Origin of the sequence: Streptococcus sp. 9.1(2021), assembly GCF_030466425.1 — a bacterium.
Lineage (GTDB): Bacteria > Bacillota > Bacilli > Lactobacillales > Streptococcaceae > Streptococcus > Streptococcus wuxiensis.
Genome location: NZ_JAGQFU010000001.1, coordinates 991,714 through 1,018,359 on the forward strand (window position 1 = coordinate 991,714; position 26,646 = coordinate 1,018,359).

30 protein-coding genes are annotated in these 26,646 nt (G+C 40.4%); 12 read left to right on the forward strand and 18 right to left on the reverse strand.

Annotation, left to right across the window (positions count from 1 at the left end; translation table 11 throughout):
- The first annotated feature begins 104 nt into the window (after positions 1–104).
- Both KBU52_RS04765 and KBU52_RS04770 read left to right on the forward strand, forming a co-directional pair.
- Positions 105–731, forward strand: coding sequence for a hypothetical protein (locus tag KBU52_RS04765; RefSeq protein WP_254724503.1), 627 nt, complete (start codon positions 105–107; stop codon positions 729–731).
- A 153-nt stretch (positions 732–884) separates the two neighbouring features.
- Positions 885–1,496 carry a CPBP family intramembrane glutamic endopeptidase gene (locus KBU52_RS04770; protein ID WP_254724504.1) on the forward strand — a complete coding sequence of 204 codons (612 nt, stop codon included), beginning with the start codon at positions 885–887 and terminating at the stop codon, positions 1,494–1,496.
- Between the two features lie 447 nt (positions 1,497–1,943).
- Here KBU52_RS04770 and KBU52_RS04775 read toward each other — a convergent pair whose 3' ends face one another.
- From KBU52_RS04775 to KBU52_RS04785, 3 genes are all read right to left on the reverse strand, one after another.
- Positions 1,944–3,488, reverse strand: coding sequence for a peptide chain release factor 3 (locus KBU52_RS04775; protein WP_006147949.1), 1,545 nt, complete (start codon positions 3,486–3,488; stop codon positions 1,944–1,946).
- 209 nt (positions 3,489–3,697) lie between these two features.
- Positions 3,698–4,390: a TIGR02206 family membrane protein gene (locus KBU52_RS04780; RefSeq protein WP_254724505.1), complete on the reverse strand. Its 693-nt coding sequence runs from the start codon at positions 4,388–4,390 to the stop codon at positions 3,698–3,700.
- 34 nt (positions 4,391–4,424) lie between these two features.
- On the reverse strand, positions 4,425–5,099 hold the full coding sequence (locus tag KBU52_RS04785; protein ID WP_254724506.1) for a TIGR02206 family membrane protein: 675 nt from the start codon (positions 5,097–5,099) through the stop codon (positions 4,425–4,427).
- A 212-nt stretch (positions 5,100–5,311) separates the two neighbouring features.
- Here KBU52_RS04785 and gatC point away from each other — a divergent pair, with 212 nt between their 5' ends.
- The 8 genes from gatC to nusB all read left to right on the forward strand — a co-directional run bounded on the left by gatC (position 5,312) and on the right by nusB (position 12,413).
- Complete coding sequence (gene gatC, locus KBU52_RS04790) at positions 5,312–5,614, forward strand: Asp-tRNA(Asn)/Glu-tRNA(Gln) amidotransferase subunit GatC (protein WP_006147946.1); 303 nt, start codon at positions 5,312–5,314, stop codon at positions 5,612–5,614.
- Complete coding sequence (gatA, locus tag KBU52_RS04795; RefSeq protein ID WP_254724507.1) at positions 5,614–7,080, forward strand: Asp-tRNA(Asn)/Glu-tRNA(Gln) amidotransferase subunit GatA; 1,467 nt, start codon at positions 5,614–5,616, stop codon at positions 7,078–7,080. The genes gatC and gatA overlap by 1 nt, the downstream gene beginning before the upstream one ends.
- Positions 7,080–8,528 carry an Asp-tRNA(Asn)/Glu-tRNA(Gln) amidotransferase subunit GatB gene (gatB, locus tag KBU52_RS04800; RefSeq protein ID WP_254724508.1) on the forward strand — a complete coding sequence of 483 codons (1,449 nt, stop codon included), beginning with the start codon at positions 7,080–7,082 and terminating at the stop codon, positions 8,526–8,528. Before gatA ends, gatB begins: the two co-directional genes overlap by 1 nt.
- A 72-nt stretch (positions 8,529–8,600) precedes the next feature.
- The gene (locus KBU52_RS04805) at positions 8,601–9,587 is read left to right on the forward strand and encodes a zinc-ribbon domain-containing transport protein (protein ID WP_036756921.1); all 987 of its coding nucleotides are present in this window, start codon (positions 8,601–8,603) and stop codon (positions 9,585–9,587) included.
- Between the two features lie 9 nt (positions 9,588–9,596).
- Entirely contained in the window at positions 9,597–10,946 is a 1,350-nt protein-coding gene (locus tag KBU52_RS04810) for an SPFH domain-containing protein (RefSeq protein ID WP_254724509.1), read from the forward strand.
- Between the two features lie 80 nt (positions 10,947–11,026).
- Positions 11,027–11,587 (forward strand): elongation factor P, encoded by a 561-nt coding sequence (efp, locus tag KBU52_RS04815; protein ID WP_004251910.1) that lies wholly within the window; start codon positions 11,027–11,029, stop codon positions 11,585–11,587.
- Between the two features lie 21 nt (positions 11,588–11,608).
- Positions 11,609–11,998, forward strand: a complete 390-nt coding sequence (locus KBU52_RS04820; RefSeq protein WP_036756919.1) for an Asp23/Gls24 family envelope stress response protein — start codon at positions 11,609–11,611, stop codon at positions 11,996–11,998.
- Entirely contained in the window at positions 11,991–12,413 is a 423-nt protein-coding gene (gene nusB / locus KBU52_RS04825; protein WP_004251901.1) for a transcription antitermination factor NusB, read from the forward strand. Before KBU52_RS04820 ends, nusB begins: the two co-directional genes overlap by 8 nt.
- Positions 12,414–12,471: 58 nt before the next feature.
- Here nusB and KBU52_RS04830 read toward each other — a convergent pair whose 3' ends face one another.
- From KBU52_RS04830 to KBU52_RS04900, 15 genes are all read right to left on the reverse strand, one after another.
- Positions 12,472–13,194 (reverse strand): CPBP family intramembrane glutamic endopeptidase, encoded by a 723-nt coding sequence (locus KBU52_RS04830; protein ID WP_254724510.1) that lies wholly within the window; start codon positions 13,192–13,194, stop codon positions 12,472–12,474.
- Between the two features lie 153 nt (positions 13,195–13,347).
- Entirely contained in the window at positions 13,348–14,115 is a 768-nt protein-coding gene (locus tag KBU52_RS04835; protein ID WP_254724511.1) for an acetyl-CoA carboxylase carboxyl transferase subunit alpha, read from the reverse strand.
- Positions 14,115–14,978, reverse strand: a complete 864-nt coding sequence (accD, locus tag KBU52_RS04840) for an acetyl-CoA carboxylase, carboxyltransferase subunit beta (protein WP_254724512.1) — start codon at positions 14,976–14,978, stop codon at positions 14,115–14,117. The genes KBU52_RS04835 and accD overlap by 1 nt, the downstream gene beginning before the upstream one ends.
- Positions 14,979–15,163: 185 nt before the next feature.
- Complete coding sequence (gene accC / locus KBU52_RS04845; protein WP_254724513.1) at positions 15,164–16,531, reverse strand: acetyl-CoA carboxylase biotin carboxylase subunit; 1,368 nt, start codon at positions 16,529–16,531, stop codon at positions 15,164–15,166.
- A gap of 11 nt (positions 16,532–16,542) precedes the next feature.
- The gene (gene fabZ / locus KBU52_RS04850) at positions 16,543–16,965 is read right to left on the reverse strand and encodes a 3-hydroxyacyl-ACP dehydratase FabZ (protein WP_254724514.1); all 423 of its coding nucleotides are present in this window, start codon (positions 16,963–16,965) and stop codon (positions 16,543–16,545) included.
- Complete coding sequence (gene accB, locus KBU52_RS04855) at positions 16,962–17,444, reverse strand: acetyl-CoA carboxylase biotin carboxyl carrier protein (protein WP_254724515.1); 483 nt, start codon at positions 17,442–17,444, stop codon at positions 16,962–16,964. Before accB ends, fabZ begins: the two co-directional genes overlap by 4 nt.
- A 2-nt stretch (positions 17,445–17,446) precedes the next feature.
- On the reverse strand, positions 17,447–18,682 hold the full coding sequence (fabF, locus tag KBU52_RS04860) for a beta-ketoacyl-ACP synthase II (protein ID WP_254724516.1): 1,236 nt from the start codon (positions 18,680–18,682) through the stop codon (positions 17,447–17,449).
- A 22-nt stretch (positions 18,683–18,704) separates the two neighbouring features.
- Positions 18,705–19,439, reverse strand: a complete 735-nt coding sequence (gene fabG, locus KBU52_RS04865; protein WP_006151891.1) for a 3-oxoacyl-[acyl-carrier-protein] reductase — start codon at positions 19,437–19,439, stop codon at positions 18,705–18,707.
- A gap of 32 nt (positions 19,440–19,471) precedes the next feature.
- Positions 19,472–20,392, reverse strand: a complete 921-nt coding sequence (gene fabD, locus KBU52_RS04870; protein WP_254724517.1) for an ACP S-malonyltransferase — start codon at positions 20,390–20,392, stop codon at positions 19,472–19,474.
- A complete protein-coding gene (gene fabK, locus KBU52_RS04875) occupies positions 20,385–21,359 on the reverse strand; it encodes an enoyl-[acyl-carrier-protein] reductase FabK (RefSeq protein ID WP_254724518.1) in 975 nt (324 codons plus the stop codon). Before fabK ends, fabD begins: the two co-directional genes overlap by 8 nt.
- Positions 21,360–21,475: 116 nt before the next feature.
- Positions 21,476–21,700: an acyl carrier protein gene (locus KBU52_RS04880; RefSeq protein ID WP_000257840.1), complete on the reverse strand. Its 225-nt coding sequence runs from the start codon at positions 21,698–21,700 to the stop codon at positions 21,476–21,478.
- Positions 21,701–21,757: 57 nt separating this feature from the next.
- Complete coding sequence (locus KBU52_RS04885) at positions 21,758–22,732, reverse strand: beta-ketoacyl-ACP synthase III (RefSeq protein WP_254724519.1); 975 nt, start codon at positions 22,730–22,732, stop codon at positions 21,758–21,760.
- Positions 22,732–23,166, reverse strand: coding sequence for a MarR family winged helix-turn-helix transcriptional regulator (locus KBU52_RS04890; RefSeq protein ID WP_070677052.1), 435 nt, complete (start codon positions 23,164–23,166; stop codon positions 22,732–22,734). The genes KBU52_RS04885 and KBU52_RS04890 overlap by 1 nt, the downstream gene beginning before the upstream one ends.
- Positions 23,167–23,257: 91 nt before the next feature.
- Positions 23,258–24,043 carry an enoyl-CoA hydratase gene (locus KBU52_RS04895; protein ID WP_254724520.1) on the reverse strand — a complete coding sequence of 262 codons (786 nt, stop codon included), beginning with the start codon at positions 24,041–24,043 and terminating at the stop codon, positions 23,258–23,260.
- Between the two features lie 109 nt (positions 24,044–24,152).
- Entirely contained in the window at positions 24,153–24,713 is a 561-nt protein-coding gene (locus tag KBU52_RS04900) for a hypothetical protein (RefSeq protein ID WP_254724521.1), read from the reverse strand.
- 159 nt (positions 24,714–24,872) lie between these two features.
- Between KBU52_RS04900 and KBU52_RS04905 the strand changes: the two genes are divergently transcribed.
- On the forward strand, positions 24,873–26,237 hold the full coding sequence (locus KBU52_RS04905; RefSeq protein ID WP_006147931.1) for an aspartate kinase: 1,365 nt from the start codon (positions 24,873–24,875) through the stop codon (positions 26,235–26,237).
- A gap of 2 nt (positions 26,238–26,239) precedes the next feature.
- Entirely contained in the window at positions 26,240–26,611 is a 372-nt protein-coding gene (locus tag KBU52_RS04910; RefSeq protein ID WP_004251868.1) for a DUF956 family protein, read from the forward strand.
- The last annotated feature ends 35 nt before the right edge of the window (positions 26,612–26,646 follow it).

Genomic DNA, 26,646 nt, shown 5'->3' on the forward strand with positions numbered 1-26,646 from the left:
GATTTTTAAAAGACAGTTGAGAGTCAAAAAATAACACTTGGGAAAAAGATGATTTTTCATGAATCATTTTAGTTATAATTTTTAAAAAAACGTAGGGGTTTTATATGGAAAAAATGAACAAATCAATCCAACTTCTTTTATTGATTTCCTTGGTATATTTAGGTTGCTGTAGTTGCTTAGTTTGGCCTGGTATTGCTTTAACACTCAAACAATCCTGCTTTTACTTTTTACTCCTCTTAATGTTATTAGCAGGCATCTGTACTTTTATCCACTATCTTTCAGGTCATACTCCCGTGAATAGTCAACTATGCAATCGTAGCCGATTCTTCTTTTTATTGTATGGCAGCATGGTGATCATTAACGTTGCTGGAGTCTGTTTTATTTTATTTGAAAGTATAAGCACTGACACTCTACTACAAAAGGAAATCGTTGACTTGTTACTCATCTCTTTCTTTTTCCTTTTCGGACTTGATATTGCTACCTTTCTGCCGTTAAACAAATGGAGAAAATTACCAACTCATAAAAAGACAGGCAGGCTAACAACCCTTATCTTTCTTAGTTTATTTTTTCTGCACAATCCTTTAACCATACTTTCTGTCGGCTTTTATATCCTCTTGGGAGCTAGCTTTCTCAATTTTTTATTTCCGAAAACCTTAAGACAAGATTTATCCTTCTATAGTCATTTAATTCGAAATATCTTACTTGTTTTATCTACACTTATGTTCTGGTAATTAATAGAATTCCTATCCAAAGTATGCTATAATAAGATAAATTTTTTAGGAGATATTTGGATGAATTTTTTTAAAGATTATCGCAAAAGACTGCTTTGGTTAGGAATCTTTCTTGTCGCTATGTGCCTATCGCAAGTTCCTATCGTAACTTTAATGTTACTTCAAAAAACTCAACTTGGATCTATCTGGTCATCTCTAATAGTTGGGCTTGTCTCTACCGCTATTGTTACACTCTTTTTATACAGTGCTCACAAAAGTAAGTTATTAAATCTAAAATCAAAACTCTTTACTATTAATGACGCCCCTCGAATCGCTCTTAGTTATGTAGCCATTGTCGCAGGAAATGTGATTGGTGCGATTTGGTTACAACTTCTGAAGCAAACAACTACTTCGAATCAAGAGGCTATCAATAGCATCATGTCAGAAAGCTCTCTAATTTCCAGCATTTTCGTGGTTGCAATAGTGGCACCTATTTGTGAGGAAGTTATCTGTCGAGGTATCATCCCTACTAAACTCTTCGAAGGATACGAGAAAATTGGATATATTTTCGGTTGGTTTCTCTTCACTATAGCCCATATACCAAATAATCTTCCTTCTTTCTTGATCTATGGCTGGATGTCTGCAGTACTAACTTGGACTGCTTATCGCACCAAACGACTAGAGATGTCTATCTTACTGCACCTAGTGAATAATGGAGTCAGCATTCTATTGCTTATCCTCCTTACATTCCTTATCAAGGTTGTTGGTATAGATGCTTTTCAATAAATAGAAGTTCCACTACTAATATAATTTAAAATAAAAAGACTAGAAATCTATCTAATTTCTAGTCTTTTTTGTCTATTTAAGAACGAAACACGAATTAGCTGCGAGAAGTTACAATACGGAGATAGTGACAGTAAGCTAGTCCACTCCTAAATGTTACGACACGAAGAGGCGAAAATGACTATTTTTCGTCGATGAGTTAGTAAGGCAACTAGACCGCTTTCTAACTATTACGACGAAAAAATCCACGAATCAATACCATTCGTGGACTTTTCCTAGTGAAGCGTTTAGGTAAACTGCCATAGCGGTTACCGTTTATTAGATTACGACACGGAGTTTGGCAAATCGATTATATTTACCAAACGTAGTTAGTAGGGCAGTTAGCTAGTTCGCCGAATAGCGACTAGCGTCCAACAATTAGGAACTTTAGTTCCAATTGTTGATACTGAGTTACATCTTTTCTTCCAACTCCACATCTGGATACTTGTCAGCAAACCAGCGGAGGGCAAAGTCATTTTCGAAAAGGAAGACAGGTTGGTCAAAGCGGTCCTTGGCCAAGATGTTTCGACTTGAAGACATGCGTTCATCTAAATCTTCAGGTTTAATCCAACGCACTGTCTTTTTACCCATTGGAGTCATGACCACTTCAGCGTTATACTCACCTTCCATACGGTGTTTAAAGACTTCGAACTGGAGTTGTCCAACAGCACCTAGCATATACTCACCTGTTTGGTAATTCTTATAAAGCTGGATAGCTCCTTCTTGTACCAACTGTTCCATTCCCTTGTGGAAGGATTTTTGTTTCATAACGTTCTTAGGCGAAACTTTCATGAAAATCTCTGGAGTAAAGGTTGGTAGTGGTTCAAACTCAAACTTATTTTTCCCAACAGTAAGCGTATCTCCAACCTGGTAGGTACCTGTATCATAAACCCCGATAATATCCCCAGCTACAGCATTAGTGACATTTTCACGACTTTCAGCCATAAACTGAGTGACGTTAGATAGCTTAGCTCCCTTACCAGTACGAGGAAGATTGACACTCATGCCGCGCTCAAATTCGCCCGATACAATACGGACAAAGGCAATACGGTCACGGTGACGAGGGTCCATGTTGGCTTGAATTTTAAAGACAAATCCTGAGAAGTCCTTATCATAAGGATCAACAATTTCTCCGTCTGTTTTCTTGTGTCCATGAGGTTCTGGAGCAAACTTGAGGAAGGTTTCAAGGAAGGTCTGCACCCCAAAATTAGTCAAGGCCGAGCCAAAGAAGACTGGTGTCAAATCACCTGCAAGAATGGCTTCCTCTGAGAATTCATTTCCTGCTTCATTCAAGAGTTCGATATCCTCTTTCACTTGTTCGTAGAATGGGTTGCTAGCAAAGAGTTTATCGCCATCTTCTAGGCTGGCAAAACGTTCATCCCCTTTGTAGAGTTCCAAACGTTGGTTATAGAGGTCGTAGAGCCCCTCAAAGGCTTTCCCCATCCCGATTGGCCAGTTCATTGGGTAACTCGCAATCCCTAATACTTCTTCCAATTCTTGCAAGAGGTCCAGTGGTTCACGACCGTCACGGTCCAGCTTGTTCATAAAGGTAAAGACAGGAATCCCACGGTGTTTAACAACCTCGAACAATTTCTTAGTTTGGGCCTCGATACCCTTGGCAGAGTCCACTACCATGACCGCAGCATCCACCGCCATCAAGGTACGATAGGTATCTTCTGAAAAGTCCTCGTGTCCTGGAGTGTCTAGGATGTTTACCCGTTTCCCATCGTAGTCAAACTGCATGACAGATGAGGTTACCGAAATCCCACGTTGTTTCTCGATATCCATCCAGTCTGACTTAGCAAAGTTTCCTGTTTTCTTCCCTTTTACAGTACCTGCCTCACGAATCTCTCCCCCAAAATAGAGCAATTGCTCAGTGATGGTTGTTTTCCCTGCGTCCGGGTGAGAGATGATGGCAAAGGTACGGCGTTTTTTAATTTCTTCTTGAATACTCATAAGTTCTCTTTCTTTCTACTTTTTTAATGATTTCAATTTATAATCACTCTTTATTACATCGGACCCTAACATTCCTTTCAACACTCCATTATATCGGATTTTAGAGAGTTTTTCAATTGCTTACACAAGAAAAAGCAGGTCAAGATACTAGACCTGCTCTTCAGATTCTTTTGTTCAATATTTATTTTGTATCTCTAGTTACAATCTCTTCAAAATTTAATTTTTTCTAGAGCAATTTTCTTTTGCCAACGTTTCTTAAACAAGATATCAAAAAGTACTAGGGCTGCAGATAGAATGATTGAAACCAGAAGATACTTTATCCATATAGGGGCATTTGGAATAAACGGCGTCGTATTCAAGAGTCCGTAATTCCCACCTGTTACTTGATTGACCCCAACTAGGAAAAGGTTGAGAATAAAAGTGTAGACGATAATTCGATACTTTTTAAGTAGGTTTTTATCGTAGTGATTCATGAGATAAACCAGGGAATTGACCAAGAGGGCATAATGGCCAATCAGGAAAGAAAAGCTGGTAATATGCGGGAAATCATAGGGGTCAAAAACAGGATAGCCTAAAGCAAATACTGCGCCGCTGGCTCCCATAAGGGCAAAATACTGCTTAGTTTTCCATTTGTCAGGTAAGAAAACAACCGCGAACATGGCCAAACGGCAATGGTAAAGAGGCAGGCTGTTCGAAAATGGAATGCTAAAACCTATATACCAAGTATAAAGAGCTAGCAATTGCGCTATTTGAATCCACTTAAACAATCGAACAAATTTGGGATTTTTGTAGTAAGTAAGAGAAGCATAAATAGACAAGGCAAGAAGGCCTATCATGACACCGTACCAAAAAATCGGAATAGGCGGTGGCGTCGTTTGGGTTCTTGTAATAAAATGATGCATAAAGTCTCCTTAAGGTAACGAATTCAGTTGTATATTAACTATTCTTATGTTTATATTTAACGAGTTGATTGATAAGGATGAGAATACCTGTTATCAAACTGGTTACTATCAAATAGTTAAGCAAACTACCATGATCCCCAATCACAGGTGGCTTGCTCATAAAGCCATAATTTCCTCCTGTCAAGAGGTTGGCAAAAAAGATAATGGCATTAACTCCAAGAGTCATCTGGCATATTTTCCAAGTATCCCCTTTTTCAACTTTATAATATCTAACAAGATAAATCAAGCAGTTAGCCAAGAGGGCCCAGTGTCCGAAAACATTGTTGACAGACGAAACATGAGGGAAAGGAAAAGGATAAAAGACTGGATAAACCAAGGCCATGATAGAACCAAAAACTCCCACTAAGGCAAAATATTGTTTGAAAAAGGTCTTATTAGGGGCAAAAAGTATAATCCACATAGCCATGCGACTATGGTAAAAAGGGAGAGCCTCAGACAAGGGCAGGCGTGCCGAAATATACCAAGCGTTGATAATGAGCAACTGAATCAATTGTCCCCAATACCAAAAGTTTCTGTAACCTTTAGATGATGCGAAACGAATCGATAAAACAGCTATGATTACCAAAGATGTAGGTAATAAAAAGTACCAGGCTCCCAAATGAGGAGGAACTGTCTTTTTACTGGTAAAAAGCAACTCCCAAAGCGTCATATGTCATCCTTAAAGTGTTCTAGTTGAGTCAATTCTACATCCTTTTTACCAACTAAAAACGACTGTTATTCTTTCTTCTAATTTCAACCATTATATCGAAATAAAAAGTATTTTTCAATTTCTGTTTCTTTTTAGCTTGGCTTGCCTTATTTATAGGAAAATATGGTAAAATAGAACAGATAAAGAATCATCATTTCACGAAAGGATATCCGATGAAAATTACGCAAGAAGAGGTAACTCACGTTGCCAATCTTTCAAAATTAAAATTCTCAGAAGAAGAAACTGCAGAGTTTGCGACAACACTCTCAAAAATTGTTGATATGGTCGAATTGCTCAGTGAAGTCGACACTACTGGTGTTGCACCTACTACAACGATGGCTGACCGTAAAACTGTTCTCCGACCTGATGTAGCCGAAGAAGGAACAGACCGTGACCGCTTGTTTAAAAATGTTCCTGAAAAAGATAACTACTATATCAAGGTGCCAGCTATCCTAGATGATGGAGGAGATGCATAATGACTTTTAACAATAAAACCATTGAAGAGTTGCACAATCTCCTTGTTTCTAAGGAAATTTCAGCAACTGAACTAACTCAAGCAACGCTTGAAGATATCAAATCTCGTGAGGAAGCCCTCAATTCTTTTGTTACAATCGCTGAAGATCAAGCTCTTGCTCAGGCTAAAGCTATTGATGAAGCTGGAATCGATGCTAACAATGTCCTTTCAGGAATTCCGCTCGCAGTTAAGGATAACATTTCTACAGATGGTCTCTTAACAACAGCAGCTTCAAAAATGCTCTATAACTACGAACCTATCTTTGATGCCACAGCTGTTGCGAATGCAAAATCCAAGGGCATGATTGTCGTTGGGAAAACCAACATGGACGAATTTGCCATGGGTGGATCAGGTGAGACTTCTTACTACGGTGCTACTAAAAATGCTTGGGACCACAGCAAGGTTCCTGGTGGATCATCAAGTGGTTCTGCTGCAGCTGTAGCTTCTGGACAAGTCCGTTTATCACTTGGTTCTGATACTGGTGGTTCTATCCGCCAACCTGCTGCCTTTAACGGGATTGTTGGTCTCAAACCAACCTACGGAACAGTTTCACGTTTCGGTCTCATTGCCTTTGGTAGCTCATTAGACCAAATTGGTCCTTTTGCACCAACTGTTAAGGAAAATGCTCTCTTGCTCAATGCTATTGCTAGCGAAGATGTCAAAGACTCTACTTCTGCTCCAGTCCGCATTGCTGACTTTACTTCAAAAATCGGTCAAGACATAAAGGGCATGAAAATTGCTTTGCCTAAGGAATATCTTGGTGAAGGGATTGATCCAGAAGTTAAGGAGACCATCCTCAAAGTCGCTAAACACTTTGAAAAACTTGGTGCTATCGTTGAAGAAGTGAGCCTTCCTCACTCTAAATACGGAGTTGCGGTTTACTACATCATCGCTTCTTCAGAAGCTTCATCAAACTTGCAACGTTTTGATGGTATTCGTTACGGCTACCGCGCAGAGGATACGACTAACCTTGATGAAATCTATGTAAACAGCCGCAGTCAAGGTTTCGGTGAAGAGGTGAAACGCCGTATCATGCTAGGTACTTTCAGCCTTTCATCAGGTTACTACGATGCCTACTACAAGAAGGCTGGACAAGTTCGCACCCTTATCATCCAAGATTTCGAAAAAGTCTTTGCGGATTATGACTTGATTTTGGGACCAACTGCTCCTAGCGTTGCCTACGACTTGGATTCGCTCAACCATGATCCAGTTGCTATGTACTTGGCTGACCTTTTAACAATTCCTGTCAACTTGGCTGGTCTCCCAGGTATTTCGCTTCCTGCTGGATTTGTTCAAGGTCTACCTGTCGGTCTGCAATTGATTGGTCCTAAGTATTCAGAAGAAACTATCTACCAAGCTGCTGCTGCTTTTGAAGCAACAACAGACTACCACAAACAACAACCCGTGATTTTTGGAGGTGATAACTAATGAACTTTGAAACAGTCATTGGACTTGAAGTCCACGTAGAGCTCAACACCAATTCAAAAATCTTCTCACCTACTTCTGCCCACTTCGGGAATGACCAAAATGCCAACACTAACGTGATTGACTGGTCTTTCCCAGGCGTACTACCAGTTCTCAATAAAGGTGTTGTTGATGCCGGTATCAAGGCAGCTCTTGCCCTCAACATGGACATCCATAAGAAGATGCACTTTGATCGTAAGAACTACTTCTATCCAGATAATCCTAAAGCCTACCAAATTTCTCAGTTTGATGAGCCAATCGGTTACAATGGATGGATTGAAGTGGAGCTAGAAGATGGTACGACTAAGAAAATCGGTATCGAACGTGCTCACTTGGAAGAAGACGCCGGTAAAAACACCCATGGTACAGATGGTTACTCTTATGTTGACCTCAACCGTCAAGGGGTGCCTTTGATTGAGATTGTATCTGAAGCAGACATGCGTTCACCAGAAGAAGCTTATGCTTATCTAACAGCCCTCAAGGAAGTGATCCAATATGCTGGCATTTCTGACGTTAAGATGGAAGAAGGTTCTATGCGTGTGGATGCCAACATCTCGCTTCGTCCTTATGGTCAAGAGAAATTCGGTACCAAGACTGAGTTGAAGAACCTTAACTCCTTCTCAAACGTTCGTAAGGGTCTTGAATACGAAGTCCAACGTCAAGCTGAAATCCTTCGCTCAGGTGGTCAAATCCGCCAAGAAACACGCCGTTACGATGAAGCCAACAAGGCAACTATCCTCATGCGTGTCAAGGAAGGAGCTGCAGACTACCGCTACTTCCCAGAGCCAGACCTACCACTCTTTGAAATCTCTGATGAATGGATCGAAGAAATGCGCACTGAGTTACCAGAGTTTCCAAAAGAGCGCCGTGCTCGCTATGTATCTGACCTTGGCTTGTCAGACTACGATGCTAGCCAGTTGACTGCTAATAAAGTCACTTCTGACTTCTTTGAGAAAGCTGTTGCCCTCGGTGGTGATGCTAAACAAGTTTCTAACTGGCTCCAAGGTGAAGTCGCTCAATTCTTGAACGCCGAAGGTAAGACACTGGAACAAATCGAGTTGACACCAGAAAACTTGGTTGAAATGATCGCTATCATCGAAGACGGCACTATTTCATCTAAGATTGCCAAGAAAGTCTTTGTCCACCTTGCTAAAAATGGTGGAGGTGCTCGTGAATACGTGGAAAAAGCAGGTTTGGTTCAAATCTCAGATCCAGATATCTTGATTCCAATTATCCACCAAGTCTTTGCCGATAACGAAGCCGCTGTTGCCGACTTCAAGTCAGGAAAACGTAACGCTGACAAGGCCTTCACAGGGTTCCTCATGAAAGCAACCAAAGGCCAAGCCAACCCACAAGTAGCCCTTAAACTACTTGCCCAAGAATTGGCTAAGTTGAAAGAAGATTCATTATAATATAACTGTCACAAGCTAATAAAAATTCTAGCTTGATGCCTTGCACTTTGTACTCACATAGTTAGGAGACATATGAAAAAGTTATATACTCTTATCGCTGCTTGCTTGCTTCTTCTCTTTGTGACACCCCTACAATCCATCGATGCAGGTGTCGGCCATTCTCGAAGTGGTAGCTCTAGTCGCAGTAGCTCACGAAGCAGTAGCAGTTCTCGCAGTAGTAGCTCTAGCCGAAGCCGTTCAAGTGGTAGTTCTTCTTCTAGAAGCAGCTATCGTTCTGGCGGTAGTTACTCGAATTTGGGGGATTCTTTAAGCACTGGCATGAACATTCTGATTATGTTTGGTGTCGGAGGTTTCATACTCTTCATGCTTATCAAATATCTGAATGACCAGAATTCATCATCTGGTAAATCTTATGGAAGTTCGACTAGCTACCAACCAGAAACAACTAGCCATCGTCGAGTTGAAAATAATAGCCAAGCTATTGATCGTCTTAGATACTATGATCCAAACTTTGATGCCTCTGCTTTCACTTCATGGGCTAAAGAAGTTTATATCCAGTTGCAGGCTGCTTGGACTAAAAAGGATTGGAATTTGGTGCGCTCGCTTGAAAGTGCTAGTCTATACACTCAACACAGTGCACAACTGGAAGAACATATTCAAGCACAAACAACGAATGTTTTGGAACGAGTTTACGTTGAAAATGTACGAATTAAAGATTTCAAGAGTAATCCAGATGGAAATGATACTTTAGTGGTTATCCTTTCATCTACTTTGAGAGACTATGTCATTGATGACAAGACTCGTAAGGTTATTGAGGGAGACCCTCAACAAGATCTATTTACAGTTTATCAAATGAACTTCATCCGCAAACATGGTAGCCAAACTGAAAACAATGTTCAAGATGAAGCTGTTAGCGACCACTGTCCAAACTGTGGTGCTCCACTTAAAATCTCAGCTATTAGCCAATGTGAATACTGCGGCGCTGAGCTCACACGTAGTCCAAATCAATGGGTTCTTGATACCTATGAAGTTGTGGATGAAGACGAACTATATAATTAGGAGGAAATTATGGGATTTATTCGTGCTGCCCTTTCAGCTGGGCTAAATAGTTTTAATGATAGCAAATTCAAGGAAGCCGTTGTACTTCCAGACCACGTCTCTTCAGACGTCATGGCCATCAAGGGACAATTGCTTACAAAAGACCCTGATGGTGGTTCAAGACAAAGCAACCAAAATACTGGTCTTTTAACAGACGGTTCTGTTGTTATTGTCCCTCAAGGATATGTTGCTGTTCTTGTCAATAATGGTACCTTCCTAGGGGATGTCCTTGAAGCTGGAAGCCATGAATGGCGTGCAGGTGATAACGCTTGGCTCCTTGAAAAAGGTGGAATTAAGGGTACTTGGGAAAACTTCAAAAACCGCTTCTCTTTTGGTGGACAAGTTATTACTCGACAAGAAATCATCTTTATCCGTATGCAACCAATCGCAGGGAATAAATTTGGTACCCAAAATGCTGTAGAGTATTTCAGTGAACGTTACCAACAAATGCTCAATATCCGTTTTTACGGTTTGTTTGACATCAAAGTTGCGGATCCAGTTCTTTTCTATGTTAGCTCTATCAGTCAACAAATTGAGGAACATAAACCATTTACACTCCAAGATATTGCTCAAGGAACACTTCGACAAAATATCTCTCCTAAAATCGCGATCGCAATTGCCAAATTTACTAATGAGTACCGAGTTGATATCTATAGCCTAAATGCTAATCAAGATACTTTCAATGAAATCGCTAAACAAGAAGTCAACAAGGTATGGACTGGTCTTTACGGTATTGAAGCAACCAATATCCTTCTTGAGGATTTGAGCTACGACCAAGAAAGCTTGGAACTAGTTCGCAAGCTTGACAGCGAACTAGTTGCCATGAAGTACAACACGATTGAGATTGAAGAACGTCGTGCTCGTAACGAAGCTCTTATTGCTGCAGCAAATAACGAAGGTAATGGCAATGGTATGAATATGTTTATGGGTATGAATCTCGGTCAAACTCTCGGTGGTCAACTCACCCAACAAGCTCAACCTGTTAGCCCAAATCAAACCGTTCCCCCAGTACAACCCGCTGATCCAAACCAAGCTTTTACTCCGGTACAAACTGCAAGTCCTGAGCAAGTTGCTAGCCCAGTAGAGACTGTTAGCCCTGAACAAACCGCTAACTCAGTAGAATCTACTAATCCTGAAATGACAACTCCTGCACAAGAATCTACAACTCAAGAAGTCTCAACTCCTGCAGAAGAATCTACTAGTCCTGAACAAACTACCAACTCTAAACAAACCGCTAATAAAAACTTCTACATCGAAGTCGATGGCAAGTACGTATTGGTAACCAAAGACGAAGAAGGAAACATCGTTCCTGTCAACTAATTTCACTTCCTTGATATTTGAGAAATCTTGCGACTTATGATACAATAAAGAGTAAATTATTTTATTAAAGAGGTAAAAACATGATCGAAGCAAGTAAATTAAAGGCTGGTATGACCTTTGAAACAGCTGACGGAAAATTGATCCGCGTTTTGGAAGCTAGCCACCACAAACCAGGTAAAGGAAACACTATCATGCGTATGAAATTGCGTGATGTCCGTACTGGTTCAACATTTGAAACTAGCTACCGTCCAGAGGAAAAATTTGAACAAGCGATTATCGAAACTGTGCCAGCACAATACTTGTACAAAATGGACGATACAGCTTATTTTATGAACACTGAAACTTACGACCAATACGAAATTCCAGTTGTAAATGTTGAAAATGAATTGCTTTACATCCTTGAAAATTCTGAAGTTAAAATTCAATTTTACGGAACTGAAGTAATCGGTGTAACAGTACCTACAACTGTTGAATTGACAGTTGCTGAAACTCAACCATCTATTAAAGGTGCAACTGTTACCGGTTCTGGTAAACCAGCTACAATGGAAACTGGACTTGTCGTTAACGTTCCAGACTTCATCGAAGCAGGACAAAAACTCGTTATCAACACTGCAGAAGGAACTTACGTTTCTCGTGCCTAATCTCTAGAAAGAGGTCATTCTATGGGAATTGAAGAACAATTGGGCGAAATCGTTATCGCCCCACGTGTACTTGAAAAAATCATTGCAATCGCTACAGCTAAAGTTGATGGTGTCCACTCTTTTTCAAACAAATCAGTATCTGACACCCTTTCAAAACTTTCACTCGGCCGTGGCGTCTATCTAAAAGAATCTGAAGAAGAACTAATAGCTGATATCTATCTCTATCTCGAGTACGGTGTCAAAGTACCTAAGGTTGCAATGGCTATCCAAAAAGCTGTAAAAGATGCCGTTCGTAATATGGCTGATGTAGAACTCAATGCTGTGAATATTCACGTTGCTGGTATTGCACCAGATAAAACACCAAAACCAGCATTAACAGATTTGTTTGATGAGGACTTCCTCAATGACTAGTCCATTATTAGAATCTAGACGCGAACTACGAAAATGTGCCTTCCAAGCACTGATGAGTCTTGAATATGGTTCTGATATTGAAACTGCTTGTCGCTTCGCTTATACTCATGATCGAGAAGACGACGAGGTAAAACTCCCTAGCTTCCTAATCGATCTTGTATCTGGTGTTCAAGCTCAAAAAGAGGAACTAGACAAACAAATCACTCAGCATTTAAAGTCTGGTTGGACGATTGAACGTTTAACCTTAGTGGAAAAGAATTTATTGCGTTTAGGAGTTTTCGAAATCACTTCCTTTGATACTCCTCAGCTTGTAGCTGTGAATGAAGCTATTGAACTTGCAAAAAGCTTTTCAGATCAAAAATCAGCCCGTTTCATTAACGGACTGCTCAGTCAATTTGTAACTGAAGAAAATTAAATAAAAAAAGTGTTTGATAGATATCAAACACTTTTTTATTTGTCTCCTCAAATTCTATCTAAAAAAAACGATTATAGATTAAATTAGAAAGCAACAACCAGATGAAATCTGCATGAATGAGAAAGTTAATAAAACTATGGCACAGGATGGTGATTTTTAAATTCTTTGTCCAACGGTATACTAAAGCAAAGAAAAGACCGAAAAAACAATAAATCATCAAACTGATGGGGTCGCGATGGGACAATACCAAATGACTGAGCCCAAATATAAGAGCTGATAAGATGACATCCAAGTAGTATTTGGACTGGGGAAAGAAGGTGTTCATAAAATATCCCCTATGAACTACCTCCTCCAATATAGGCCCCAAAATGACAACTGAGATAAAAGAGAAGCAAGTCGTTAAAATAGTAGATTGCTCACTGAAGGATAGGACCGAAAGAAGATCTTCAAAGATATAGTGATGATTAATGAAGCGACTAAACTGTAAGTAAAAAGCACTTAAGAACTGACGGACAAAATAAGCAGCCACTAAACTAACTACAAGGTAAAAGAATCTGGATTTCTTCGAGCCCCTTTTCTCAAAAATATAGAGCATTTTTTTCTTTTTAAGCCAATAGATAAATAGTCCTAAAAGAGCTAGTTGCTCTACTGCTACAATAATAGAATAGCCATCCATACCCCAGACAAACATCTTAGCCAGATAAAGACTACTGAAATCTAGTAGATAAATTGATAGGAATACCAGTAATGTATAGATTCCTAAATGCCCTAGTTTTTTCATACTCACTCCCAAAAAGCTTTGTTGACTTATTTTTATAGCACACGCATCCCTTGTTATATTAACAGATATTTTTACAAGAGTCAATTTTTCATCCTGAAATGTATTTTATAGAATCCAAAAAGCTAGAACTATATCTTAGTCCTAGCTTACTTTTTAGTATTTTCTAAAGCGTTGGTAACGTTCCTCAATGAGCTGCTCTAGGGGAAGTTTACCAAGTTCATCAAGTTCTGCTCGGAGTTGTACTTTTACTTGCTTGATCAGATCTTTACTTGATAGACCTACCTCAGAGATAACCTTATCAACAATTTTCATCTCTAGCAATTCGAAAGAAGTAATTTTCATCAACTCTGCAGCTTCCATGGCGCGACTGCCATCCTTCCAAAGAATAGAAGCAAAGCCTTCAGGGCTGAGAACTGCATAGATCGAGTTTTCTAACATCCAAACACGGTCAGCTACTGCAAGAGCTAAAGCCCCTCCTGAGCCACCTTCACCGATAATAATGGCAATAATTGGCACCTTAAGATCGCTCATCTCCATAAGGTTACGAGCAATGGCTTCACCTTGACCACGCTCCTCTGCTCCGACACCAGGATAGGCACCTGCCGTGTTGATAAAGGTTACAACAGGACGGCCAAATTTTTCAGCCTGCTTCATCAAGCGAAGGGCTTTTCGATAACCTTCCGGATGAGGTTGTCCAAAGTTACGGTTAAGATTATCTTGTAAGCTTTTACCTTTTTGGATTCCAACAACAGTTACTGCTTGGTTTCCCAACCAACCGATACCACCAATAATGGCACCATCATCACGGAAGGAACGGTCTCCATGCAACTCAACAAATTCATCAAAAATTCCTGTTGCAAAGTCCAAGGCAGTTAAGCGGGTTTGTTCACGTGCTTCTCTGACGATTTTTGCAATATTCATCAACAATCCCCCTTATGTAACCTTACTAATCGAGCAATCATATCTGGCAATTCTCTCCGTTTAACAATCGCATCCACAAATCCATGTTCTAACAAAAACTCTGCCTTCTGGAAATCCTCTGGCAAATCTTCCCTTACGGTATTTTCAATGACACGACGTCCAGCAAATCCTACCAAACTTTGAGGCTCTGCCAAGATAATATCCCCTTCCATAGCAAAGGAAGCTGTAACACCACCAGTTGTTGGATCAGTAAGGATTGTTAGGTAAAAGAGACCTGCATTGGAATGACGTTTGACTGCTGCAGAGATTTTAGCCATCTGCATCAAACTCATGATTCCTTCTTGCATACGTGCTCCACCAGATGCTGTAAACAAGACGACTGGTAATTTTTCAGCTGTCGCATATTCAAACAAACGAGTGATTTTTTCACCAACTACTGTTCCCATAGACGCCATGATAAAGTTGGAATCCATAATTCCGAGAGCAACTTTTTCGCCCTTAATCAAAGCAGTTCCTGTAACAACAGCCTCATCAAGACCTGTTTTTTCACGCATAGAGGCTAATTTTTTCTGGTAGCCTGGAAATTCCAATGGATCTTGCGTCTCAATTCCTGTGAACATCTCTAGGAAGCTTCCCATATCAATGGTTAAAGCAAGACGCTCTTGAGCTGAAATACGGAAGGTATAGCCACAGTGAGGACATATACGGTCACTTCCCAAATCCTTTTGGTAAATGGTATGTTTACAACCTGGACATTTTGAGAAGAGTTCGTCTGGAACCTCAGGCTTAGCTTGGGGCTTTTCTCTAAGTGAACGATTGGGATTAATTCGTATATATTTTTCTTTTTTACTAAATAGAGCCATACATCCCCCTTTTCAGTCTTATACTATTTTTATACTCAATGAAAATCAAAGAGCAAACTAGGAAGCCAGCTGCAGGTTGCTCAAAGCACTGCTTTGAGGTTGTAGATAAGACTGACGAAGTCAGTCACATTTATAATCCAAAGCGAAGCTGACGCGGTTTGAAGAGATTTTCGAAGAGTATTACATTATTCTTTTTCTTGATAGTGTGGTAAGAAAGTTTCCATCAAGAATGAAGTATCGTAGTCCCCTGCAATCACACGACGATCTGAAATCAAATCGAGTTGAAAATCAGCATTGGTGACCACCCCTTCAATTTCGAGTTCATAAAGAGCTCTTTGCATTTTCATGAGTGCATCAAAACGATTTTCACCATGAACAATAATTTTAGCAATCATACTATCATAGTATGGTGGAATGGTATACCCTGGATAAACTGCAGAGTCAACACGCAATCCAACACCACCGCTTGGTAGATAAAGATTAGTAATCTTACCTGGGCTCGGTGCAAAATTAAAGGCTGGGTTTTCTGCGTTGATACGGCACTCAATAGCATGTCCTTTTAGAACAATGTCTTCTTGTTTCAGAGTCAAAGGTTGACCTGACGCAATACGGATTTGTTCCTTGACAATATCCACACCAGAAACAAATTCGGTTACTGGATGTTCTACTTGGACACGAGTATTCATCTCCATAAAGTAGAATTTGCCACTTGCTTCATCTAGTAGGAATTCAATAGTACCAGCATTTTCATAACCAACAGACTCCGCCGCACGGACTGCTGCAGCACCAATTTCATTACGCAGTGTTTTTCCAATGGCAATTGAAGGACTTTCTTCTAAAACCTTTTGGTTATTCCGCTGAAGCGAACAGTCACGCTCACCTAGGTGAATCACATGTCCCATCTGGTCAGCAAGAATCTGTACCTCAATGTGGCGAGCAGGATATATCACGCGCTCGAGGTACATAGCCCCGTTACCAAAGTTTGCTTTAGCTTCACTAGAGGCTGTTTCAAAGGCTGATACAAGATCTTCTGCCTTTTCAACCTTACGAATTCCTTTACCACCACCTCCAGCTGAAGCTTTCAACATAACTGGATAACCAATTTTTTCGGCAACAGCAAGCGCTTCTTCTGCAGTATGGACTTCTCCATCTGATCCTGGAATGACAGGCACATTAGCCTTAATCATTTGAGCACGGGCGTTAATTTTATCTCCCATGACATCCATTACTCGAGCTGATGGCCCGATAAATTTGATACCGACTTCTTCACACATAGTTGCAAATTTGGAATTTTCACTTAAAAAACCAAATCCAGGGTGAATAGCTTCAGCTTCAGTCAAGACCGCAGCTGATAGGATGGCATTGATGTTCAGATAAGATTCTGTAGCCTTTCCAGGGCCGATACAGATAGCCTCATCAGCCAAAAGCGTGTGGAGAGCTTCCTTGTCAGCAGTCGAATAGACAGCGACTGTTGCGATTCCTAACTCTCGTGCCGCACGAATAATACGAACAGCAATTTCACCACGATTGGCAATTAAAATCTTACGAAACATGGAAAACCTCCCTAGTTTCCAATAGCAAAGGTCAGAGTACCGCTTGCTGCAAGCTTACCATCTACTTCTGCCTTCGCTTCTACTACGGCGATTGTGCCACGACGTTTGACAAAAGTTGCTGTCATGACAAGCTGATCACCAGGAACAACTTGTTTCTTAAACTTAACCTTATCCATACCAGCATAGAAGACAAGTTTCCCTTTGTTTTCAGGTTTAGACAATTCCAAAACACCTGCTGTCTGAGCCAAGGCTTCCATAATGAGGACTCCAGGCATAACTGGGTATTGAGGAAAATGACCGTTGAAGAACGGTTCGTTAAGCGTTACATTTTTAATAGCAACAATGGTGTCTTCGCTAACTTCTAAGACACGGTCCACTAAGAGCATGGGATAGCGGTGTGGCAAAGCTTCTTTAATTCCTTGAATATCAATCATTTGATACGTACCAAGCCTTTCCCGAACTCAACCATTTCTTCATTTTCAACAAGAATTTCTGTTACGACACCATCTTTAGGTGCTGGAATTTCGTTCATGACCTTCATAGCTTCGATGATGACCAAGGTTTGGCCTTTTTTAACAGTATCACCAACTGAAACAAAATTAGGTTTATCTGGTCCGGCAGCCAAGTATGCAACTCCGACAAGTGGACTTTCTACAAGGTCTCCTTCAGCTACTGATTCAGTAACACTTGATTCTGAAAATGCTTCTGCAGCTGGTGTTGTAGTTGGAGCTTGTGGTGCAGCTGTAGGTGCAACTGCTGGAACCACAGGTTGAGGTGCTGGACTTGTTTCTGCAACAAGTTTTGCTTCATTCTTACTGAAGACCAACTCATCCGTTCCATTTTTATAAGAAAATTCTTTCAAGCTTGACTGGTCAAATTGCGCCATCAAGTCTTTGATTTCATTTAAATTCATCTTTACTTATTCTCCCAACGTTTGAAAGCAAGAACTGCATTATGTCCACCAAATCCAAAGGTATTTGAGATAGCATAAGGAATTTCACGTTCCACACCTTGTCCATAAATAACATTTGCTTCAATGTAGTCTGATAATTCTGTTGTTCCAGCTGTCATTGGAACATAGTTGTTACGAATTGCTTCAATTGTTGCAATGGCTTCAACTGCACCTGCTGCACCGAGCAAGTGTCCTGTAAATGACTTGGTTGAAGATACAGGTACTGCCTTACCAAGAACCGCTACGATAGCACCACTTTCTCCTTTTTCATTAGCTGGAGTTGATGTACCGTGAGCATTGACATAGGCTACTTGGTCTGGTGTGATTTCAGCTTCATCCAAGGCAAGTTTGATAGCTTTAATAGCACCTTGGCCTTCTGGATGTGGTGAAGTCATGTGGTAGGCATCACAAGTGTTACCATAACCAACAACTTCGGCAAGGATAGTTGCTCCACGTTTTTCTGCGTGTTCTAAGCTTTCAAGAACCAACATACCTGATCCTTCACCCATGACAAATCCATTACGGTCTTTATCAAATGGAATAGAAGCACGAGTTGGATCTTCCGTTGTTGAAAGAGCTGTTAAGGCTTGGAAACCTGCAATCGCAAATGGAGTAATAGATGATTCTGAACCACCAACCAACATGATATCTTGGAAGCCAAACTTGATAGAACGGAAGGCATCTCCGATAGCATCATTTGATGAAGCACAAGCAGTATTGATAGATTTACAGATACCATTTGCACCAAAGCGCATAGCAACATTTCCTGCTGCCATATTTGGCAAAGCTTTTGGAAGTGTCAATGGTTTTACACGTTTTGGACCTTTTTCGTGAAGACGAAGCACTTGGTCTTCGATTTCTCTGATTCCACCGATACCTGATGCAACAATAACACCAAAGCGGTCTTTATCAAGCGCTTCTACATCAAGATTAGCATGGTCAACTGCTTCTTGAGCAGCATACAAGGCATACAAAGAATAATCATCGAAACGATTGGTATCTTTTTTTACAAAATATTTGTCAAAAGGAAAATCATTAATCTCTGCTGCATTATGGACGTCAAAAGCACTGTGATCAAACTTGGTGATTTCACCAATCCCAATCTTTCCGTTCTTCAGACTGTTCCAAAATTCTTCTGGTGTATTCCCAATTGGAGATGTTAATCCATAACCTGTTACTACTACACGATTTAGTTTCATTTTCATACCTCTATTTTAACTCTTATTGCATGGTAAGTCCACCATCAATTGCAATGACTTGTCCCGTTAGATAATCTTGGCTTGCAAGAAAGGCTGTCACCTCTGCGACCTGCTCAGCTTGACCAAATTGTTTCATCGGAATTTGTGCCAACATAGCATCTTTTACCTTATCAGATAGGACTGCAGTCATATCAGATTCGATCATTCCTGGTGCAATGGCATTGACACGCACATTACGATTAGCCACCTCACGTGCTACTGATTTGGTAAATCCAATTAGACCAGCCTTAGAAGCAGCGTAGTTTGCTTGACCGATATTTCCCATCAAACCAACGACACTAGACATATTGATAATGGCACCTTCACGTGCTTTTATCATCTGTTTCAAGACTGCTTGCGTCATGTTGAAGGCTCCCGTTAGATTGACTTTCAAGACCTTCTCAAAATCTTCTTCTGTCATCTTCAGCATGAGAGTGTCTTGAGTAATCCCAGCGTTATTCACTAGGACGTCAACTGAGCCTAGCTCTTCAATGGCTTGGTCTACCATACGTTTTGCATCCGTAAAATCAGAAACGTCACCAGAAATAGCAAGAACCTTCACCCCGTAAGGTTTAAAATCGTCTAGAAGCTCCTCGGAGATTTCACCACGACTATTCAAGACAACGTTGGCTCCCAAGCTGGCAAATTTATGAGCAATGGCAAGACCAATTCCTCGACTTGAGCCTGTAATAAAGACATTTTTCTGTTCTAGTTTCATTTTTCTCCTTTCAGAACTTCTACCATTTTGGTCTAATTTTCTAAGAGTGCTTGTAAACTTGCTTGATCTTCCACATTTGCAAGTTGAGCAGTTTTATCAATCTTTTTAACAAATCCTGACAAGACTTTCCCAGGACCGATCTCGATAAAACGCGTCACACCAGCTTCTTGCATGACTGCAATGCTTTCATAGAAACGCACAGGTTCCTTAACTTGACGAGTCAAGAGTTCTGCAATTCGTTCTTTTTCCATGACTTTTGCTTCTGTATTACCAACAAGTGGATAAGCAAAGTCATTAAACTCAACATCTTCTAAGACTTGAGCTAATTTTTGACTAGCAGGTTCCAATAAAGCTGTATGGAAAGGTCCAGAGACATTTAGCGGAATTAAGCGTTTTGCTCCTGCTTCTTGCAAGAGTTCAACTGCACGATCCACAGCAACCACCTCACCACCAATAACAATTTGACTTGGGGTATTGTAGTTAGCTGGAGTCACAACACCAAGTTGAGAAGCTTCTTGACAAGCTTCTTCAATAACTTCAACTGGAGTGTTGAGTACGGCTACCATTTTACCAGACCCTGCAGGTGCTGCTTCTTCCATATAAGCCCCACGTTTAGCAACTAGAGCCACCGCATCTTCAAAATCCAAGGCGCCACTAGCTACAAGGGCAGAATATTCACCAAGAGACAGGCCTGTCACTATATCTGGTTGGTAACCTTTCTCCTTTAGTAATCGGTAAATGGCAACGGATGTAGCCAAAATAGCTGGTTGTGTGTAACGAGTCTGATTTAGCTTCGTTTCATCGTTATCAATCAAGTCACGAAGATCATAACCTAAGACTTGGCTAGCTTGGTCGATTGTTTCCTTGACGATAGCCCATTGGTCGTATAGTTCACGTCCCATTCCAAGGTACTGGGCTCCTTGACCTGCAAATAGAAAGGCTGTTTTAGTCATTTCTTGTAACTCCTGCCCAACGAGCGGCTTCTTTTTGAATTTTCTCAGCTGCACCATAGTAGATATCTTTTAAGATTTCTTCAACTGTTTCTTCTTTAGATACCAAGCCTGCAATCTGGCCGGCCATTACTGAACCGCCATCTACATCACCATGGACAACAGCCTTAGCTAAGGCTCCAGCACCCATTTGTTCAAAGATTTCTAAGTCTGGATTTTCTTGTTTAAAGGCATCTTTTTCAGCTTGCTCGAAATCACGAGTCAATTGATTTTTGATGGCACGAACTGCGTGACCAAAATGTTGTGCTGAAATAGTTGTATCAATATCACGAGCTTTTAAAATCTTAGCTTTGTAGTTTGGATGAGCATTTGATTCTTTAGCAACTACAAAACGAGTTCCTACTTGCACAGCTTCCGCACCAAGCATAAATCCAGCAGCAGCTCCCTCACCATCTGCAATACCACCTGCAGCGATAACAGGAATTGAAACAGCCGCTGCAACTTGACGAACCAAGGTCATGGTTGTTAATTTACCAATGTGTCCACCGGCTTCCATACCTTCACAAATGACAGCATCTGCACCGATTTTTTCCATACGTATAGCCAAAGCTACGCTAGGAACTACAGGAATAACGGTGATTCCTGCTTCATGAAATCGCTCCATATATTTACTTGGGTTTCCTGCACCAGTTGTGACTACCTTAACCCCTTCTTCAATCACAAGGTCCACAATATCATCAACAAATGGAGACAAGAGCATGATATTGACACCAAAAGGCTTGTCTGTTAAAGATTTAATCTTATCGATGTTGGCTTTAACCACTTCTTTAGGTGCGTTTCCTCCACCAATGATACCGAGACCACCAGCTTTTGAAACAGCTCCAGCCAAATCGCCATCTGCTACCCAGGCCATTCCACCTTGGAAGATAGGATATTTAATATTTAATAATTCAGTGATACGTGTTTTCATATTGCCTCCATAAGTCTTGCTTACGTAATAGTTCGACTTTATTATAATTTGACGGTCAAACTATTACCTAAACAAGAGGGAGCGGGTCTCCCCTACTCCTTCTTTATTTATTCTAATTATTTAGTTTGCTCTTCAACGTAAGCAACCAAGTCGCCAACTGTTTTCAAGTTGTCTTCAGCTTCGATTTGGATATCAAAAGCGTCTTCGATTTCTGAGATTACTTGGAACAAGTCCAATGAATCTGCATCCAAATCATCAAAAGTAGATTCAAGTGTTACTTCTGATGCATCTTTTCCGAGTTCTTCAACGATAATTTCTTGTACTTTTTCAAATACTGCCATGATAGACTCCTTTAAAATAAATAGTTTTTTATAACAATGTGATCACCACATGATTACCTAAATTGTAACAATAAGTGTGCCCCATGTCAAACCTCCACCGAAACCTGACAAGAGAATTTTTTGGCTACCATCCAAATGGATGAGCCCTTCTTCTACACACTCAGAAAGTAAAATCGGGATACTTGCCGCACTAGTATTTCCATACTTCATCATATTAGCAGGAAGCTTGTCACGATCGACACCGATTTTTTTAGCCATCTTATCTAAAATTCGAATATTAGCTTGATGAAGCAATAGATAATCGAGTTCATCTGCTGATATTGGACTTTTTTCGATGGTCTGTTTAATAGATTTAGCCACGTCTCGAATTGCAAAGTCAAAAACTGCTCTCCCATCCATTTTCAAGAAAACATCAGGTTCTTCTTGAATCGAAAATGGTGAAATCAATCCTGTCTGTCCATACGTGAGACACTCACCACGAGAACCATCGCTATTGAGACTTTCAGCTAAGAAATGTTTTTGGTCACTTGCCTCAAGTAGTACACCACCAGCTCCATCTCCAAACAAGACAGCTGTTGAGCGGTCAGACCAATCCAAAGATTTTGACATGGTCTCACTACCGATAATCAGCCCCTTACGATATGTTCCTGAAGAAATGAACTTTTCTGCAGTCGATAGGGCAAAAACAAATCCACTACAAGCAGCTGTTAAATCATAGGCAAAAGCCTTATGAGCGCCAATCTTTGCCTGAACACGAGCTGCGGTTGAAGGCATCATCGAGTCAGGTGTCATAGTCGCTATAATGATGAAATCTAGCTCTTCAGCAGAAATCCCTGCCTTCTCTAGAAGTTGTCTTGCAACCTCTGTAGCCAAATCTCCTGTTGATTCTGTCTTGGAAATATGGCGTTCTTTAATCCCTGTCCGACTTGAGATCCATTCATCACTCGTATCCATGACCTGAGCCAAGTCTTCGTTAGTGATAATCTGCTCTGGAGCATAATGAGCGACCTGGCTTATTTTTGCAAAAGCCATTACTTCAAATCCTCCAAAAAGTGATAAAGATTAGTTAACCCTTTACCCATAACACTCATTTCTTCAGGGCTCATGCCCTCGATAATTCTTTCGACCATGGCCTTATGGAAACGTTTATGAAGACGATGAACGAGTCGACCTTTCTTTGTCAAATGCAGATGCACTACACGACGATCTTTATCTGAACGGATACGTTCGATGTATCCTTTTCGTTCCAAATTGTTTAAACTCGTTGTCACAGTCCCTAGAGTTACCATCAACTCTTTGGACACTTGACTTGGAGTCACTTCTGGATACTTACCGATAACATCAATCGTGTGCATTTCTTTGATAGAGATGTCTTTGAAACGACTACCTCGCAAACTTACTTCCTCGATCACTAGGACGTTGTTAAAAATTGATGTTAAATAATCATTGACTTGTTGGTAGTCCATTTCTCTTCCCTCCTTTATCAAAAAAAGTTTAATAATCAAAACATTTGACAAAAAAAGTATATCAAACTTCAAAGAATAGTGCAAGTATTTTTTATTTCCCGATAAATTTTGGACGTCTTCTTTCAGAATGTGCACGAACACCTTCTTTAAAATCTTCCGTATAGGATAGTGATTTTTGTAGTTCCAATTCAAGTTGAGCATATTCATGCCACTGCTTGAACTCACTTTCCCAAACAAGTTTCTTAATCGCAGCATAGGAATTTGAAGAGCCACGTCTCAACTTCTTCAACAATTGTTCTCTTGCTTTTCCTAATTGTTCACTAGTACATAGACGGTATAGAGCTCCTGCCTCCATTGCCTTTTCAGCGGTGAAAGCTTCTCCAGTCATAGCTAATTGAGTTGCTCTAGTTGCACCGAGCGATCTTGTCAGCAAGAATAAGCCACCCGCGTCAGGAGCTAATCCTACACCTACAAAAGCCTGAATAAATTTAGACTTGTCAGATGCGATACAGAAATCAACTGCCAAGGCCATATTGGCTGCAGCTCCAGCAACTGCTCCATCCACCTCCATGATAACAGGTTTAGGAATCTGTTTAATCTTATAAGAAATAGTATTGACCAATTCAGCAATTCGAGTTAAGGAAGCAATATCATCCTCATCAACAGCACGCTTCATTTCAACTAAATCGCCACCAACAGAAAACACCTTACCAGCAGCATTGATGAGAATAAATGAAACAGAATCGTCTTTTTCAGCTAATTCCAGTGCTCCTAAAATTTCTTCACACATAGGAATATGGAAACCATTTGCCACCTCGGGACGATTTAAAGTAATCACCGCTAAATCGTCTTGAATTTGAAAGATAATATGATTCATAGCCACTCCTTTAATTTAAAAAGCTGATTAAATTATTTTATCTTCAAAGTATATCTTTTTCTTGTTTATAAGACAAGAGAAAAATCGACCGAAAGTGTCTCGGCCGATTTTAAAACCTTAGTTTGGTCTCTAAAAATACAGGAAAACCAGTACTTGTATCATCCATGAAATCATAAATCACTTCAAGCATTCGCCCTCCTTCTCTCTGATAGAGCTGTTCTTGGTTGGATCCTTTATAGTAGAATTCTCCTGAAACCATGTAAAAAATACGATTTGGATCTTCAAGGTAGGCAAAAAGATTGCCTGTAAAAGGAGCTTCCTTGTCTCCGTCCTTGTTAACCAGACTTGTAGCTAAGAGTTTCGTGATTCCTCTATATTGTCCACTTTCATCTGTTCGACAATAAAACTTGACTCTAGCTTCATAGTTAGGATTGACGATAAGCTTTTCAGAGAGAATTCGATAGATCCTTGCCTTACTATCTGACAAGCCGATAGATAAGATAATTTTAGCCCTCTCAACTGAAATCTGACGCTCCTGCGCATACTCCATCGCTAATTCTTCTCCGGTCAAACGACCACTGGGAAGAGGATGAGACCTTGCTCCGATATTTGTAGGAATCATCACGAAGGTAAGGACTAGTAAGATTAAACAAACCACTCTTTTAATCATCTTCCCCCAACTCCTTCCATTAGAAGAGTCTTTCCTCCTACATCTTTATTATAAGCTTTCCTGATGAGACTTTCAAACAATTGTATAGGATATTTTCCAGATTGAAAAAAGCCCCTCTTTCTGCTATAATCGTATAAAATACTTACTTTAGGAGTTTTTATGAAGGTTGTAAAATTTGGGGGAAGTTCACTCGCCTCTGCAAGCCAATTGAAAAAGGTTTTAAACATTGTAAAAAGTGACCCTGAACGTCGTTTTGTAGTTGTATCTGCACCAGGGAAGCGCGATGCTAAAGATACCAAGGTTACGGATGCTTTGATTAAATATTATCGTGATTATGTAGCAGGAAATGATATCAGTGCTAGTCAAAATTGGATTATCGATCGTTACGCTGCAATGGTTAGCGAACTAGGGCTTAAACCTGCTGTTTTAGAACGAATCTCTAAAAGTATCCGAACTCTCGCTACCCTTCCAATTGAAAACAATGAATTTCTTTACGATACCTTCCTTGCTGCAGGGGAAAATAACAACGCTAAACTCATTGCAGCTTACTTTAACCAAAATGGATTAGAAGCTCGCTATGTTCATCCACGAGAGGCTGGTATTGTTGTTACAAGCGAACCTGGAAATGCTCGCATCATTCCTTCAAGTTATGATAAAATCGAAGAGCTCAATAATGGTACAGAAGTTCTAGTTATCCCAGGATTCTTTGGCGTGACCAAGGAAGATCAAATCTGTACCTTCTCTCGTGGTGGATCAGATATTACTGGTTCAATTATCGCAGCTGGAGTTAAAGCTGACCTTTATGAAAACTTTACTGATGTTGACGGAATTTTTGCTGCCCACCCTGGTATCATTCACAAGCCACACTCAATCCCTGAATTGACTTACCGTGAAATGCGAGAATTGGCCTATGCAGGTTTCTCTGTACTACATGACGAAGCACTCCTTCCAGCCTACCGCGGAAAAATCCCTCTTGTTATCAAAAATACCAATAATCCTGACCATCCAGGTACTCGCATCGTTCTAAAACACAGCAGTGATGAATTCCCAGTAGTGGGGATTGCTGGTGATTCTGGTTTTGTCAGCATCAATATGTCCAAGTACCTCATGAACCGCGAAGTTGGTTTTGGTCGTAAAGTACTTCAAATTCTAGAAGACCTGAATATTGGTTGGGAACACATGCCTACAGGTATCGATGACCTGTCTATCATCCTTCGTGAGCGCGAGCTTACACCAATCAAAGAGGAAGAAATCCTCCGTCAACTTGTTCAAAAAGCTGAAGTTGACCATGCAGAAATCGAACATGACCTGTCTATCATCATGATTGTTGGCGAAAAAATGAAGCGCCATATCGGTGTAACTGCTACAGCCACTCGTGCCTTATCTGAAAACAATATCAACATTCAAATGATGTCACAAGGTTCTAGTGAAGTTTCTATCATGTTCGTTGTTCACAAAGACCAAGAAAAAGCGGCTCTTAAGGCTCTCTACCAAGCATTTTTCGGTGAAAGTAAGGAAGACTAATCATGGCACAATCTCTCAACAAAGTCGTTGACTTACAAACTACTGGAACTTCTTACCTCTCTATACAAGGAAAAGTTGGAAAATTTCTGGTAGGAGACCAAGCCTTGGAGTTTTACTCGGATCGCAATATTGAGGATTATATTCAAATCCCATGGTCTAGCGTTAATCAAATCGGAGCCAATGTTTCAGGCCGTAAGGTTAGTCGTCATTTTGAAGTTTTTACAGACCAAGGAAAATTCCTCTTTGCCTCAAAAGACTCCGGAAAAATTCTTAAAATTGCTCGGGAAAAAATCGGAAATGAAAAGGTTGTGAAGCTTCCAACCTTACTCCAAATCATCGGTCGTAAAATCAAAAATCTATTTGCAAAAAAATAGAAAGTTTAGTATAATCATAGAAACGGATAAGTAGG

What these genes read in the sequence shown, in the direction of transcription:
- KBU52_RS04765 (WP_254724503.1), top strand. Translation starts at nt 105, where the DNA reads ATGGAAAAAATGAACAAATCAATCCAACTTCTTTTATTGATTTCCTTG.
- KBU52_RS04770 (WP_254724504.1), top strand. Translation starts at nt 885, where the DNA reads ATGTTACTTCAAAAAACTCAACTTGGATCTATCTGGTCATCTCTAATA.
- KBU52_RS04775 (WP_006147949.1), bottom strand. Translation starts at nt 3,488, where the DNA reads ATGAGTATTCAAGAAGAAATTAAAAAACGCCGTACCTTTGCCATCATC.
- KBU52_RS04780 (WP_254724505.1), bottom strand. Translation starts at nt 4,390, where the DNA reads ATGCATCATTTTATTACAAGAACCCAAACGACGCCACCGCCTATTCCG.
- KBU52_RS04785 (WP_254724506.1), bottom strand. Translation starts at nt 5,099, where the DNA reads ATGACGCTTTGGGAGTTGCTTTTTACCAGTAAAAAGACAGTTCCTCCT.
- gatC (WP_006147946.1), top strand. Translation starts at nt 5,312, where the DNA reads ATGAAAATTACGCAAGAAGAGGTAACTCACGTTGCCAATCTTTCAAAA.
- gatA (WP_254724507.1), top strand. Translation starts at nt 5,614, where the DNA reads ATGACTTTTAACAATAAAACCATTGAAGAGTTGCACAATCTCCTTGTT.
- gatB (WP_254724508.1), top strand. Translation starts at nt 7,080, where the DNA reads ATGAACTTTGAAACAGTCATTGGACTTGAAGTCCACGTAGAGCTCAAC.
- KBU52_RS04805 (WP_036756921.1), top strand. Translation starts at nt 8,601, where the DNA reads ATGAAAAAGTTATATACTCTTATCGCTGCTTGCTTGCTTCTTCTCTTT.
- KBU52_RS04810 (WP_254724509.1), top strand. Translation starts at nt 9,597, where the DNA reads ATGGGATTTATTCGTGCTGCCCTTTCAGCTGGGCTAAATAGTTTTAAT.
- efp (WP_004251910.1), top strand. Translation starts at nt 11,027, where the DNA reads ATGATCGAAGCAAGTAAATTAAAGGCTGGTATGACCTTTGAAACAGCT.
- KBU52_RS04820 (WP_036756919.1), top strand. Translation starts at nt 11,609, where the DNA reads ATGGGAATTGAAGAACAATTGGGCGAAATCGTTATCGCCCCACGTGTA.
- nusB (WP_004251901.1), top strand. Translation starts at nt 11,991, where the DNA reads ATGACTAGTCCATTATTAGAATCTAGACGCGAACTACGAAAATGTGCC.
- KBU52_RS04830 (WP_254724510.1), bottom strand. Translation starts at nt 13,194, where the DNA reads ATGAAAAAACTAGGGCATTTAGGAATCTATACATTACTGGTATTCCTA.
- KBU52_RS04835 (WP_254724511.1), bottom strand. Translation starts at nt 14,115, where the DNA reads ATGAATATTGCAAAAATCGTCAGAGAAGCACGTGAACAAACCCGCTTA.
- accD (WP_254724512.1), bottom strand. Translation starts at nt 14,978, where the DNA reads ATGGCTCTATTTAGTAAAAAAGAAAAATATATACGAATTAATCCCAAT.
- accC (WP_254724513.1), bottom strand. Translation starts at nt 16,531, where the DNA reads ATGTTTCGTAAGATTTTAATTGCCAATCGTGGTGAAATTGCTGTTCGT.
- fabZ (WP_254724514.1), bottom strand. Translation starts at nt 16,965, where the DNA reads ATGATTGATATTCAAGGAATTAAAGAAGCTTTGCCACACCGCTATCCC.
- accB (WP_254724515.1), bottom strand. Translation starts at nt 17,444, where the DNA reads ATGAATTTAAATGAAATCAAAGACTTGATGGCGCAATTTGACCAGTCA.
- fabF (WP_254724516.1), bottom strand. Translation starts at nt 18,682, where the DNA reads ATGAAACTAAATCGTGTAGTAGTAACAGGTTATGGATTAACATCTCCA.
- fabG (WP_006151891.1), bottom strand. Translation starts at nt 19,439, where the DNA reads ATGAAACTAGAACAGAAAAATGTCTTTATTACAGGCTCAAGTCGAGGA.
- fabD (WP_254724517.1), bottom strand. Translation starts at nt 20,392, where the DNA reads ATGACTAAAACAGCCTTTCTATTTGCAGGTCAAGGAGCCCAGTACCTT.
- fabK (WP_254724518.1), bottom strand. Translation starts at nt 21,359, where the DNA reads ATGAAAACACGTATCACTGAATTATTAAATATTAAATATCCTATCTTC.
- KBU52_RS04880 (WP_000257840.1), bottom strand. Translation starts at nt 21,700, where the DNA reads ATGGCAGTATTTGAAAAAGTACAAGAAATTATCGTTGAAGAACTCGGA.
- KBU52_RS04885 (WP_254724519.1), bottom strand. Translation starts at nt 22,732, where the DNA reads ATGGCTTTTGCAAAAATAAGCCAGGTCGCTCATTATGCTCCAGAGCAG.
- KBU52_RS04890 (WP_070677052.1), bottom strand. Translation starts at nt 23,166, where the DNA reads ATGGACTACCAACAAGTCAATGATTATTTAACATCAATTTTTAACAAC.
- KBU52_RS04895 (WP_254724520.1), bottom strand. Translation starts at nt 24,043, where the DNA reads ATGAATCATATTATCTTTCAAATTCAAGACGATTTAGCGGTGATTACT.
- KBU52_RS04900 (WP_254724521.1), bottom strand. Translation starts at nt 24,713, where the DNA reads ATGATTAAAAGAGTGGTTTGTTTAATCTTACTAGTCCTTACCTTCGTG.
- KBU52_RS04905 (WP_006147931.1), top strand. Translation starts at nt 24,873, where the DNA reads ATGAAGGTTGTAAAATTTGGGGGAAGTTCACTCGCCTCTGCAAGCCAA.
- KBU52_RS04910 (WP_004251868.1), top strand. Translation starts at nt 26,240, where the DNA reads ATGGCACAATCTCTCAACAAAGTCGTTGACTTACAAACTACTGGAACT.